Source organism: Candidatus Eisenbacteria bacterium (assembly GCA_035577985.1).
GTDB lineage: Bacteria > Desulfobacterota > Binatia > DP-6 > DP-6 > DATJZY01.
The window spans coordinates 1-12,414 of record DATJZY010000047.1 but is presented as its reverse complement, the minus strand read 5'-3'; the positions used below and the strand labels follow the sequence as shown (position 1 = coordinate 12,414).

The 12,414-nt window shown below is 67.5% G+C and carries 13 protein-coding genes; all 13 read right to left on the bottom strand.

Annotated features, from left to right (window positions below; genetic code table 11):
- Positions 1-172 (bottom strand): metal ABC transporter permease (locus VMS22_08040; GenBank protein ID HXJ33980.1); only part of this gene is annotated, 172 nt, incomplete at its 3' end.
- Positions 153-851: a metal ABC transporter ATP-binding protein gene (locus tag VMS22_08035; GenBank protein HXJ33979.1), complete on the bottom strand. Its 699-nt coding sequence runs from the start codon at positions 849-851 to the stop codon at positions 153-155. The genes VMS22_08040 and VMS22_08035, both read right to left, overlap by 20 nt.
- 98 nt (positions 852-949) lie before the next feature.
- Positions 950-2,290 carry an NAD(P)/FAD-dependent oxidoreductase gene (locus VMS22_08030; GenBank protein ID HXJ33978.1) on the bottom strand — a complete coding sequence of 447 codons (1,341 nt, stop codon included), beginning with the start codon at positions 2,288-2,290 and terminating at the stop codon, positions 950-952.
- 394 nt (positions 2,291-2,684) lie between these two features.
- Entirely contained in the window at positions 2,685-4,124 is a 1,440-nt protein-coding gene (locus VMS22_08025) for an efflux transporter outer membrane subunit (protein HXJ33977.1), read from the bottom strand.
- Positions 4,121-5,053, bottom strand: a complete 933-nt coding sequence (locus tag VMS22_08020) for an efflux RND transporter periplasmic adaptor subunit (protein HXJ33976.1) — start codon at positions 5,051-5,053, stop codon at positions 4,121-4,123. Before VMS22_08020 ends, VMS22_08025 begins: the two co-directional genes overlap by 4 nt.
- Positions 5,050-5,727 carry an ABC transporter ATP-binding protein gene (locus VMS22_08015; protein ID HXJ33975.1) on the bottom strand — a complete coding sequence of 226 codons (678 nt, stop codon included), beginning with the start codon at positions 5,725-5,727 and terminating at the stop codon, positions 5,050-5,052. Before VMS22_08015 ends, VMS22_08020 begins: the two co-directional genes overlap by 4 nt.
- A gap of 48 nt (positions 5,728-5,775) precedes the next feature.
- Entirely contained in the window at positions 5,776-6,936 is a 1,161-nt protein-coding gene (locus VMS22_08010; protein HXJ33974.1) for an ABC transporter permease, read from the bottom strand.
- Positions 6,937-6,940: 4 nt separating this feature from the next.
- Positions 6,941-7,228 (bottom strand): hypothetical protein, encoded by a 288-nt coding sequence (locus tag VMS22_08005; GenBank protein ID HXJ33973.1) that lies wholly within the window; start codon positions 7,226-7,228, stop codon positions 6,941-6,943.
- 162 nt (positions 7,229-7,390) lie between these two features.
- Complete coding sequence (locus VMS22_08000) at positions 7,391-8,281, bottom strand: VOC family protein (GenBank protein HXJ33972.1); 891 nt, start codon at positions 8,279-8,281, stop codon at positions 7,391-7,393.
- Between the two features lie 43 nt (positions 8,282-8,324).
- The gene (locus VMS22_07995; GenBank protein ID HXJ33971.1) at positions 8,325-9,221 is read right to left on the bottom strand and encodes a haloalkane dehalogenase; all 897 of its coding nucleotides are present in this window, start codon (positions 9,219-9,221) and stop codon (positions 8,325-8,327) included.
- Positions 9,218-9,979, bottom strand: coding sequence for a glucose 1-dehydrogenase (locus VMS22_07990; GenBank protein ID HXJ33970.1), 762 nt, complete (start codon positions 9,977-9,979; stop codon positions 9,218-9,220). Before VMS22_07990 ends, VMS22_07995 begins: the two co-directional genes overlap by 4 nt.
- A 40-nt stretch (positions 9,980-10,019) precedes the next feature.
- Positions 10,020-10,874 (bottom strand): NAD(P)H-binding protein, encoded by an 855-nt coding sequence (locus VMS22_07985; GenBank protein ID HXJ33969.1) that lies wholly within the window; start codon positions 10,872-10,874, stop codon positions 10,020-10,022.
- 339 nt (positions 10,875-11,213) lie between these two features.
- Positions 11,214-12,414 (bottom strand): MFS transporter (locus VMS22_07980; GenBank protein ID HXJ33968.1); only part of this gene is annotated, 1,201 nt, incomplete at its 5' end.

Below are 12,414 nucleotides of genomic sequence, written 5' to 3'. Positions count from 1 at the left end.
CGAGCGGGTGGATCTTGAGGAGCAATGCGACGCCGATCCCCGGCAGCGCGACGTGCGACAGCGCGTCGGCGGCGAGGACCATCCGGCGCATGACGATGAACGAGCCGACCAATCCCGCTGTCGCGGACGTCACGACGAGCAACAGAGCCGACTCAATGGTGGTCGTGGACATGGAACCTCACGTGGGTGCCGTAGATCTCGTCCAGCGTCTTCGGCGTGATGACCTCTAGCGGAGGGCCGAAGTAAGCCCTCTTCCGGCCGAGGCAGAGGACGTGCGTAGCCTGACCGCTGACGACGCTGAGGTCGTGCGAGATGAGCAGCACCGTGGTGTCCTGCTCCGCTTGGATAGAGCGGAGGACCTCGACCAGTCGATCTTGGCCAGGCTCGTCGATGCCAGCCGTTGGCTCGTCGAGGAGCAGGACGTTGGGATTGGCGAGGAGCGCGAACGCGAAGAGCAGGAGCTGAAACTGCCCGCCTGACAGGGCACCGATGGGTTGGGATGCCACGGCGCCCTCGAGGCCGACGCGGCCGAGCGCCGCCTCCACCTCTTTGGCGCCGACGCCCGCGATTCCGGCGCGTGCGCTCAAGAGGTCGAGTCCCGTGAGCGGCAGATCGCGATCGATGTCGAGCTTCTGCGGGACATATCCAAATCGCACGCCCGGCGCCCAGCAGAGAACGCCCTCGTGAGGAAGTGCGCCGATGAGGGCGCGGAAGAGCACGGTCTTGCCCGAGCCGTTCGGGCCGATGACGGCGAGCGTGGCTCCCTTCGGCAGGCCGAAGCTCAGGTCGCGCAGGACGGCCGTATCCCCGAAGCGAACGCTGAGATGGTCGACGTCGAGGATGTTCTCCACCGCCAGACTCTATTCCACTCAGCGGGTGAGTGTCCCCGCCGGCCCCCCTCCTGCTGCGCCGTGAACTCAAGTGGGCACCCCCCGCGGCCCGCTGAAGTTCAGCTCGGGTCAGTCCGATCCAGCGGCGCGGCTTCGCGCATCGCGCGCAACGTCGCACCGAGCTCCTCCACTCGTTCGACATCGCGCAGCGTCACCAACTGCTCGATGTCGCGTGGAAACAACAGGTCGAGCGACCACTGGATCGCCACTCTCACCATCTTCGAGGTCTCCGGCAGCTTGCTCAGGTAGACCCCGCGCCACAGCCACCAGGCGAAGAACCCGGAGAACCGCATTCCCAGGATCTGCGCGACCCCGGTCCGATGACCGATCGAGGCCAGCTGGCCGATCGTCGAGAACTCGAAGGGCTTCTGCGCACCGCCCCTGACGACGGCTTCGATGTTCTTCGCGGCTGTGAGTGCTTCCCGCATCCCGTGCTGGGCCGTCGGCGGATGGATGCCGCCCCGGCCGTCCGGCACCGCGGCGCAGTCGCCCACGGCCCACACCACGCCTTCGTGTCCAGTCACTTCGAGAAACTCGTTCACCTTGATCCGCCCTTTGACCTTCTCGACTGCGAGCGGGCCGAGTGCCGCGGCCGGCATGACGCCAGCCGTCCAGATCAGCGCCATCGTGCCGATCGCGTCCCCGCGCGAGACCTTCACCATCTCGTCCTCGCTGCCGGTGACTTGCGTCTCGAGCCGAAGCTCCACCCCGCGCCGCTGCAGCTTCTCCTGGGCGTAGTAGCCGAGCTGCTCTCCCAGCTCGGGCAGCACGATCTTGCCCGGGTGCACCAGCACCACCCTCAGCATGGACTCGTCGAGCTCCGGGTAGTACCGCAATGTCTCGCGCAGGAAGTCGTGGATCGCACCGACCGTCTCGACGCCTGCGAAACCGCCGCCGGCCACCACGAAGGTCATCAGTCTCCGCCGCCGATCTTCGTCCGCCTCCTGCGACGCCTCCTCCAGGAGCGCGACCATCCGGTTCCGTAACAGCGCGGCGTCCGCGAGTGTCTTCATCGTCGACGCCACCGCCTCGAGGTGTTTCATTCCGAAGTAGTTCGTCTGCGACCCCAGCGCCACGAGCAGGTGGTCGTAGCTGAGTTCGCTGGGGCGGCGCAGTGCGCCCACGGTGTACCGCACCACCCGCGCCTGCAGATCGATATCGGTGACCTCGGCTTGGATGAGCCGCACCCGTCGCAGCGTCCTTCGCAGGGAAACAACGATGTCCGCCGGGTCGAGATCGCCCGCTGCCACTTCGTGGAGCAGGGGGGTGAACAGCACGTAGTTCTCGCGGCTGATCAGCGCGACCTCCGTATCCCGCTGACGCGCCAAGGTCCGCTGCAGGCGCCGCGCCGCATGGAGTCCCGCGAAGCCACCACCGAGAATCACCACGCGTCGTGTCATGTCGGACGTCGGCCTCCAACGGTCGTGCGCGGAAGGCAGGGCTTCACGGCCCGGCGTCGCCGGCGCGTCGTCGTCCCGGCCCTATGCGCAGCGCCACGGGAACGGCTGGGACGGTACGCCACCCACGCGGACGGCCCGGTACATCATTCATACGAGCATCGCACCGTGCGCCAGGGACACGCAATCGCGGAACATCCCGACGAGATTATTCGACGCGGCGACTGTGCCGCTCAGGGACGGTGCGAGTGACTCGTCGATCGATGCTGCGGCGCCGGCGCCGTTGAACGAAGAGATCTGTCGCGATGCCGAGCACGTTCAGCGCGGAATGCACGAGTCGCTCGACTCCGATCACGACCGGTACTCCTCTTCCCCTGTTGCCACGCGGCGCCCTGTCTCACGGCATTGGGAAGACGTCCCAGCCGCCGCCCAGGGCCTTGTGCAGGGCGACGAGATCCGTCGACACGCTCGTCTCGCTCTGCGCCAGATCGCTCTCCGTCTGATAGAGATTCCGCTGCGCATCGAGCACGTTCAGGAAGTTCGTCAGACCCCGCGTATAGAGCGCCGTCGCGTGATCGACGGCGCGCTGATTCGACTTTGCGGCCTCGGCGAGCTTCTCCCTCCGGTCGCGCTCCTGGCTGAACTCCACGATCGCGTTCTCGACGTCTTCGAGCGCGATGAGAATCGTCTGGCGGTAGGCGAGGAGCGCCTGCTGCGCCTGGGCGTCGCTCACCTCGATGTTGGCAACAATCTGGCCGCCCTGGAAGACGGGCCAGGTGATCGACGGGCCGATCGACCAGAGCTTGCTGCCGCCCCCGAGGAAATCGCTGGCCGAGATGCTCGACAGGCCCGCGGTGCCGAGCAGCGAGAACTTGGGATATAGATCGGCCGTCGCCACACCGATGTTCGCCGTCGCAGCGGCGAGCTGGCGCTCGGACCGCCGGACGTCGGGCCGCTGGCGCAGCAGATCCGACGGCAGCCCGGGCGGAAGCTCTGAAGGCGCTGCGGGAATGGGGCGGCTCTCCGACAGCTCGTCCGCGAGCGTTCCTGGCGACTCCCCTAGCAGGACGCCGAGACGGTGCACGGCCTGCGCGGCGGAGATCTCGAGCGTCGGAATGTTGGAGGCGGTCGTCTCGAGCTGCGCCTCGGCCTGCGCCACGTCGAGGTCGGCAGCGACCCCGCCCTGGTAGCGTGCCTGCGTTAGGTCGAGTGTGTCCTTCTGTGCGGCCAGGTTGCTCCGTGATACCTCGAGCTGTCGTTGGAAGCCGCGCAGCTCGATGTAGTTGCGCGCCACGTCCCCGAGCAGCGTGAGCAGGACGGCGCCGCGGTCGTCGATCGAAGCGTCGATGTCCGCGCTCGCCGCCTCCACCGAGCGGCGAGTGCCGCCGAACACGTCGATCTCCCAGGTCGCATCGAAGTTCGCCTGATAGAGGTTCGACGGCCCGAACGACCGCGCGCCGGCCGATCCCGAAGGGCCCGACCCGCCCGCTGCGTTCACGCTCTGCTTGCTGCGCGTGTACTCGCCGCTGGCGGTCGCCTGTGGCCAGAATGGTGCCGCGGCGATGGTGCGCTCGGCCCGCGCCTCGCGCACGCGGGCCTCGGCGCTCTGCACGTCGAGGTTCGCTCGCACGGCCCGGTCGATCAGCGAGTCGAGCTCGGGGTCCGCGAACACGGTCCACCACCGGGACGGGGTCTCGAGGGCAGGCTCGCTATCCGCAGGTGCTTCGCTCCAGCGCGACGGGAGCTTTACCGACGGCTCGTGGTAGTCGGGACCGACGGCGCAGCCCGCCAGGGCGAGCGCGAGCAGCGCCGGTCGCAGCGCGCGGAATTTCATCATGATGCCTGGCTCCCAGCCCCCTTGGCCCGCACGGCCGAAACGGGTGGCGCCTCGATGAAGACATCCATCTGCTGGCCGACGTAGACCGGGAGCGTGCCCTCGTCGAAGCTGTAGATGACCTGGAGCACCCGCGTGTCGACACGCTCAGTGCTGTCGCCGGTGAGTGACTGCTTCGGGATCACGTAGGGCTCGAATCGCTCGAAGCGCAGCGCGGTCTTGAGGTCCGGGTTCCCGCGCACGTAGGCCAGCGCCGAGGCGCCCGGCCGGAACCGCCACGCGTCATTCTCGTCGATGTCGACCCGTACGTGAAGCTGGGTGTCGTTGCCAAGCAGCATGAGCGGGGTCGCCAGCACGCCCCCCTGCGCGAACTCACCGAGCCGGGTCTTGATCTGCAGGATCTGCCCGGGCACGAGAGCGCGCACGGTCCGCCGCTCGATCTCGATTTCGGTCTGCTCGACCTGAGCCTTCGCCGACCGGAGGGCAGCCTCATCGATCGCCACGGTCCCGCGCCGGTTGCTCAGCTCCTCGGCACTGATCGCGCGCTTGTCGGGAACGCTCTCGGCCAGCCGGAGTTGGTTCTTCACCTGCGCCAGATTGGCCTCGGCCAGCTTCACGTTGGCTTGCGCCACCAGTAAGTTGGCCTGCAGGTCCCGGTCGTCGATCTTGAAGAGCGGGTCGCCGGCGCGCACCTGCTCGCCCCACCGAACATAGATCGCCGTGACGATGCCGGAGACCGGAGTGCCAACGGCGATGTTCTCGGTGCTGGACTCGATGATGCCCGAGCCCGCCACGAACGTCTCGAACGGCGCGCGTGCCGGCTGTGCCACGGGTTCGGCGACGGGCTTCGGCTGGTTGCCGCGGATGACCGTTGCGATGGCGAAGACCACGCCAGCGACGGCGACGACGGGGAGCACGTACTTGCGGATCATTGCAGACCTCCGGATGCGTCGTTGTCGACGATGCTCTCGATGCGCCCGTCGTTCATGCGGGCGATGCGATCGGCGAAGCCGAAGATGCGCGAGTCGTGCGTGACCACGACCAGCGCCCGTTCGGAGCTCTGGGCCACCCGCCGCAGCAGCTCCATCACGGTTTGCCCGGTCTCGTGATCGAGCGCGCTGGTGGGCTCGTCACACACGATGATTCGCGGCTCGTGGACCAGAGCGCGCGCGATTGCGACGCGCTGTTGCTGGCCGCCGCTCAGCTGCGAGGGAAGCGCGCTCATGCGCCCGGCGAGTCCAACTGCGTCGAGCATCTCGCGCGCGCGCGCAAACGCGCGTGCGCGAGTCATACCGTTGATGAGCAGCGGTACGGCCGCGTTCTCGGCAGCCGTCAGCGCGGGCAGCAGGTTGTATGCCTGGAAGACGAACCCGATCGTGGCGCCACGGAAGCGTGCGCGCTCGCGCGCATTCATCCGGCGGAGATCGCGGTCGAGAACGCTCACGTCGCCGTCGTCCTGGTCGAGGATCGCGGCGATCACCGAGATCAGCGTCGTCTTCCCGCAGCCCGAGGGCCCGACGAGCATCAGGAGCTCGCCGCGACGCACCTCGAGATCGACGCCGCGCAGCGCAGTCACTTGCGCCTCGCCGGATCCGTACGTCTTCATGACGCCCCGGCAGCGGACCGCAACATCGATGTGAGTCGACTCCACGTCTCACCCCTTGAAGACAATCGCTGGCTCGAGCCGCATGACCTTCATGATGCTGAGCAGCGCCGCGAGCACGCAGATGAGGGCTACTGCGCCGGCGCTGAGCAGCAGAAGCTGCCATGGCATGCGGAACGCGAGCTCCGTGTCGCGGGTAACGAACCCGATCCACGAAGCCGCGCCGACGCCGAGCCCGTAGCCGATGGATCCGACAGTGACAGCCTGGAGCGCAATCATGCGCAGCAAGGTTCCGTTCTCTGCGCCCATCGCCTTGAGGGCGCCGAACTGCCGGATGCTCTCGAGCGTGAAGTTGTAGAAGGTCTGGCCCGCCACGGCGGTGCCGACGATGAAGCCGAGCACCACCGCGATCCCGAAGTTGATGGGGATGCCCGTGTATTTGAGGAAGTAGTTGACGGTGAGCTGCTTGAAGCCGTCGCTCGTGTAGGCGGAGAGGCCGGTCGTGCGCTGAATCCGCGCGCAGAGCTCGTCGAGATCCTGGCCAGGCTTCGCCTTGACGAGGACGAACGACAGGAGCCGGCGCTCCGGCGGAGCGATCGTGAGCGCACGCAGATAGGTCGTGTAGACCACAGGCTGGGACTGGAAGGTGCGGGTGTTCCGCGAGACTCCGACGACGATGGCACGATGGTCGTTGATCTCCAGCACGTCGCCGATCGCAAGCGGTGTCTTGGGTCCGCCCGGAACCGAGGGCGGCTTCGCGAGCTTGTCGGTCGCTCCCACGAGGTCGACGATGACGCCGTCCGCGCGGCGGAGATCGGCGATCTGGCCCTGCACCATCTCCGGCGGTCCGCCGATCAGAGTCGCGTCGTCGAGCCCGACGACGTTGACGCTCTGGAAGTTGCCGTCCCCGAGCCGCGCCTTGAGCAGCCCCTTGTACAGCGGCACCGCCCACTCCACGCCCTCCACGCCGCGCACGCGCAAGAGCTGCGTCTCCTGCATCGGCTTCACGTCGTCGATGAACTGCACCTTCGGGTCGACCACCCAGATGTCGGGCTGGCCGAGGTCCGTGATCGCGCCGTAAGTCCGGGTCATCAGGCCCACGAAGATCGCCGTCTGCTGAGTGATGAGCAGCGACGAGAAGGTGATCCCCATGATGATTCCGAGATACTTGGCGCGATCGCCGACGAGCATCTTGAGGGCGACGAAGTACATCGCGTCAGCTTCCTTTACCGCGCCCTGCGACGATCTCGTCGCGGATCGCCCTCGTGAGAACGCCGGTCGCCAGGATCTCGACGCCCGCACGATGCATCTCGGTCAGGAGCGCCTTACCGGCTGCATCGACGAAGCGGACGTCCACGAGCTCGATCCGGACGGCAGCGTCACTGCTCGCCTCGCGCGTCTGCCGCCAACATGCGCTCAGCTCGTCGACCCAGGGGCCTTGGAGCCGACCCTCGAGCCGGAACACGACCGTGTTGCTTCGGCGGTGACTCGTGATCCGGAGCATGCCCGCCCCACAGCGCAAGTCGCGTGCCGGCACCGACGGCGGCGACACGCTGCAGGAAGGCGCCGCGCGTCCCCGCTGCCGAATGCCGTGCCGGGATCCGGCATGTTCGCCGGATCCATTCAGCAGCCGAGCGCGTCCCGGAGGCTGTGCTCTACCGAGAAGCTATTCGTCGGGACTGAAGAGCCCTGCGTGACCCCAACCGTTGCCGGCTCCCATCACGTAGCGCTCCGTCGTCCAGTTGGCCGGATCGATCGACCGCAGCTGCCAGCCGTATTCGAAGAGCCACTGCGAGGGACTGCGAAAGTAGAAGGACAGCCCCCGGTCGTCGGGATGCCGGCCCAGCGACGACTTCGTGATCTTCCGCTCGAGGCACAGGTCATAGCTCGTCCCGACGTCGTCGAGCGAGTTCGTTTCGATCATGAGGTGTTGGATCTTGCGCGGAGACATCGGCATGCCGAAGAACGCCAGCGAGTGATGTCGCGGGTTGCAGTGCAGGAAGGCTCCCACCAGCGCACCGTCGGGAGCCAGCACGTAGTCGGAGATCCCGAATCCGAGCGCGCGCACGTAGAAACGCGCGGCGGCCTGGACGTCCGAGCTGATCAGGACGACGTGTCCCAGGCCCAGCTCTCCCATGAGGAACCCGGACAGCGCACGCGTCGGCGAGAAGCGCGGGTAGAGCAGTATCTCGTTGCCGACGGTGAGCTCCATCCGCACGCCGGTGTAGGGGCAGGTGAAGTAGGCGAGCTCCAGCACGCGCCGCTCGGCCAGCTCGTCGGGCTTTCCCGCGTGCACCGGGACGCCCTGATTCTCCAGCACGCCCGCGGTCGCCTCCAACGCCTCGTGACTGGCGAGCTCCCATCCCACGTGAGAGACATCGTCCTCTTCTCCCGCACGAACGGTGAGCCGATGGTGTCGCTCGTCCCCGCGCAGGTAGAGGAGCCGATCCTGGCTGTCGGTGCCGATCTCGAAGCCGAGAACCTCGGTGCCGAACTTCTTCCACGCGCCAAGGTCACTCGCGTTCAGGCCCAGGTATGCCAGCCTCGCTACGCCCATCGTCGCATCCCCTTCTGCGCTCGTTTGTTGCTTGCTCCATCCGCTACGAGCGGACGGGACCACTCAGCCGCCGAACGAAGTCCGCGATCGCTGCACCGATTTCGTCGGGACTGTCCTCCTGCAGCGTGTGCAGGCCCTTCACGGTGACCTCCCTCTGGTGAGGCCACGCGCGGACGAGCTCACGGACGCGGCCGCGGACGATGGCGCCCGGCTCGGCGGAGAGGAACAGCTTCGGCAGGTCGCTCTCGGCCAACCAGCGGGAATTCTCACTCACCACTGCTGCGACGTCGGCTGGCTCGCCGTCGAGAGGCAGGCTGCGAGGCCACGACAGCGTCGCTCGGCGGCCTTCGCCAGGGTCGGCGAACGGCTTCCGGTAGTGCGACATCTCCTCATCGGTCAGCCGGCGCATTACGGCCCCGGGGAGCCGAACCTCGATGAACGCGTTGTCGCGCAAGACCATGCGCTCGCCCTTCGGCGATCGGAGCGCCCGAAAGAAGGGTCGGGCCTGCTCAGGGATATCCTGCCAGCGCAAGGGCGCGGCGATGGCTTCCATATGCACGATGCCCTTCACGCGGTGCGGATTCCGGCGGGCCCATTCGAACCCGAGTGCGGCGCCCCAGTCATGAAGCACGAGCACGACGCGATTGCCGAGCTCGAGCGCATCCCACAGCGAGAACAGGAAGTCGCGGTGCTCGGAGTAGCGATAGCGATCTGGGTCCGACGAACGGAGCTTCTCCGAGCTCCCCATCCCGATGAGGTCGCAGGCGACGAGGCGGCCCAGCCCCTCCAGGTGCGGCATGACGTTGCGCCACACGTAAGACGATGCGGGTTGGCCGTGCTGGAAGACGATCGCGTCGCCTTCGCCCTCGTCGATGTAGGCCATCCGCCTGCCCGCGACTTCGCGGTACTTGAGCTCCGCGTAGGGTTTGGTTCCAATCATGCGACCGCCGATTGGAGGCCGCCGGATGCGGGGATCCAGGCGCCGGTCAGCCAGCCCGCTTCGTCCGAGGCCAGGAACACCGCGATCCGAGCGACGTCCTGCGGCCGACCTATCCGGCCGAGCGGTGTGCTGGCCACGAGCTGCTTCTCGAGCTCGCTACCGATGAGGCCGCTGGTCCGCGTGCCCTCGGTCTCCACCGGGCCGGGCGCGACCGCGTTCACTCGAATGTTCCGGCCGCCCAGCTCCACGGCGAGCACGCTCGTGATCGTGTTCACGGCCCCCTTCGTGGCGGCGTAGACGACCGATCCGGGTGTCGGGCTGACGCTCGCGACGGAGCTGACGTTGATCACGCTCCCGCCGTTCGGGCCGAAGTGAGTGAGCGCCTCACGGATCGTGAGCATCGTGCCGAGGACGTTCACGTCGAAGAAGCGTCGGTAGGCGCCCTCGGTGACCGCCTCCAGCGGGGCGAAGCCGGCGACAGCCGCGTTGTTCACCAGGACGTCGAGACCACCGAACGCCGCCTTCGTCTCGGCGAAGAGCCGGCGGACCTCGGCCGCTTGGGAGACGTCGCCTTGGACGGCGATCGCGCGACCGCCCGCCCGCACGATCGCCTCGACGACCCGATCGGCAGCCTTCTGGCTGCCGGCGTAGTTCGCGACCACGGCCGCGCCCGCGGCTGCGATCGACCGCGCGATCTCCGCCCCGATTCCCTGGGAAGCCCCTGTCACCACTGCAACCTTGCCCGCCAAGTCGGCCATGTCTTGGTCCCTTCTCGCTGCGATGGGTTGCGCTCGTCGCCTACGGCTTCGGGAGGCTCGCGAGCACGTCGCGCAGCGTCGCGGTGTCGCGTCCGATCAGGCCGTGGAGGTCGCGGCTCCGGCTGTCCAGGTCGCCGCGCGCGATCGCAAGGTCGGTGGCGACCAGAAGCTCGACGATCGGCTTGGGAAGACCCGTCTCCGAGAGCGCTTCGCGGTACGACGCGGACGAGAGATCGCGGTAGGCGATCGGCTTGCCCACCCACTCCGAGACCGATTCGGCGAGCTCCGTCATCGTGAAGGCGTGATCGCCGGAGAGCTCGTAGGTCTTCCCACGATGCCCGTCCGTCGTGAGGACCGCGACCGCCGCCGCTGCGTAGTCCACGCGCGAGGCGGCGGCTATGCGCCCCGATCGTGCCGCGCCGAGAAAGGCGCCATGGGCAAGTGGCATCGCGAGGCGGTCCGTGTAGTTCTCGATGTACCAGCCGTTGCGGAGGACGACCCACGGGCTGCCCGAGCCGCGGAGGATCACTTCGGTGGCCTCGTGCTCGCCGGCGATCGGCAGGGTGCTCGCATCGGCGTGCAGCACGCTCGTGTACGCAAGGAGTTCGACAGCGGCGGCCTTGGCCGCCTCGATCACTGCACGGTGCTGCTCGACGCGGTGGCCGAGCTCCGTGCCCGATACGAGGAGCAGGCGCTCGACTCCGGCGAACGCCGGCGCGAGCGTCGCCGGCTCCGCGTAGTCGCCGTGTCGCACCTGCACGCCGCGCGACGCGAATCGCGCCGCTTTCTCGGGATCGCGGACCACGGCCACGAGCTGACCCGGCGGAACGACCTCGAGCAGGCCGTCGAGTACGAGGCCGCCGAGCATTCCTGATGCACCGGTGACGCCGATCATCTTTCACTCAGTTGGTTCATGGTTCGCTCGGATTCGTGGACGACCTTCACGCCACCCAGCTAGCGGAAGCCGCCTTGGCGCGCGCGGCTCATGACAAGAAGAGCCCATGGTGATGACGCCTAGAACCTGCAGTCACGACGACTCGCTCGGTGTCCGGTCGTGATCTGGAGTGGTGGCTCGGAGCATGGCCGCTTGAATCGCAAGCTGCGTGCCTGCGACTCGAAGGAGACCAACACGGCGCCGCAACCCAGCGCGCCGATCCCGTGCCCGGAATCCGGCACGTGCGCCGGACCCGGGCATTCGTCGGGCACCCACGGATGGATTCCCGCGCCGGCAACTTCAGCGAGCGGAAACGTGAGCGCGTGCGTCCGACCCGGAGGGGGCGCTACCACCGAGTCGGCTGTCCGGTCCGCCTTGGGCCATCTTGGCCGACACCATCTTTTGGATGGGGTACAGGAGACCGAGGGTCACCAGGCCTGCGATGGTCACCAGCCAGCCGAGAACGTCGTAGTGCTCGAGGGGCTGCCCTGGACGCTGCACCACGATCAGGCCCGCCATGCCGGCCGCCACGCCCCCCGAGAGCTGTGCGACGGAGCCGTTCGCCGCCATGAAGGCGCCGCGCTCGGCCAGCTCGGGGACCGCCGAGATGAGCGCCTGGCTCGAGATCATGCGCGCGCCGATCGCGCCGTAGAGCAGCACGTTGATGGCGATGACCCAGGCCAGCGGAGTCTCGCCGAGCCGGCAGTAGACCAGCACCATGGCGATGGACACGAACGATCCGATGCTGAACAGCCGGTACTTGCCGACCCCGTCGCTGAGCCTGCCCAGGAGCGGGCCGGCCGCGAAGCTGGACAATCCAGCGACCAAGTAGACCCAGGGTAAGTGGTCCAAATCAATCTTCAGGTTGTTGACGCTGAAGGCGCTGGCAAAGGGCATGAGCATGAAGCCGCCCGTGGTCATGAAGATCGTGGCCAGGAAGACCAGGAGATAGCGGCCCTGGCCGACGGTCTTGAAGAGATGAGCTAGGGGACTTCTGGTGACTTGCGCCTCGAGGTGAGCGGTGACGGGCCGAAGCTTGGCCAGGATGACAGCGCCACCGCACGTGCTCAGGGCGACGATCATGAGAAACGGAGCGTGCCATCCCAGGTGGTTGCCGAGCCACAAGCCCAGGGGCAGGCCGAGCACCTGGCTGGCGCCGAAGGCGGCCTGCACGAAACCCATCACCCGGCCGCGGACCCCGATGGGAAAGACGTCGGCGATGATCGCCATGCTGATGGATCCGATGACGCCGCCGAACCCGCCGGTGACGATCCGCGCCAACACGATGAATCCGTAGGAAGGTGCGACTCCACACAGAAAGGTCCCGACGATGAAGCCCCCGTAGAAGAACAGGAGCAGCTTCTTGCGATCGAACCCGTCGGCGAAGCCCGCCGCCAGGATGCCCGAGAGTCCCGCAGCGAAGGCATACGCCGAGACGGCGAGCCCGAACTGGCGGGTGGAGATGGAGAGCGCAGGCATCAGGATGGCCCCGAGCGGACCC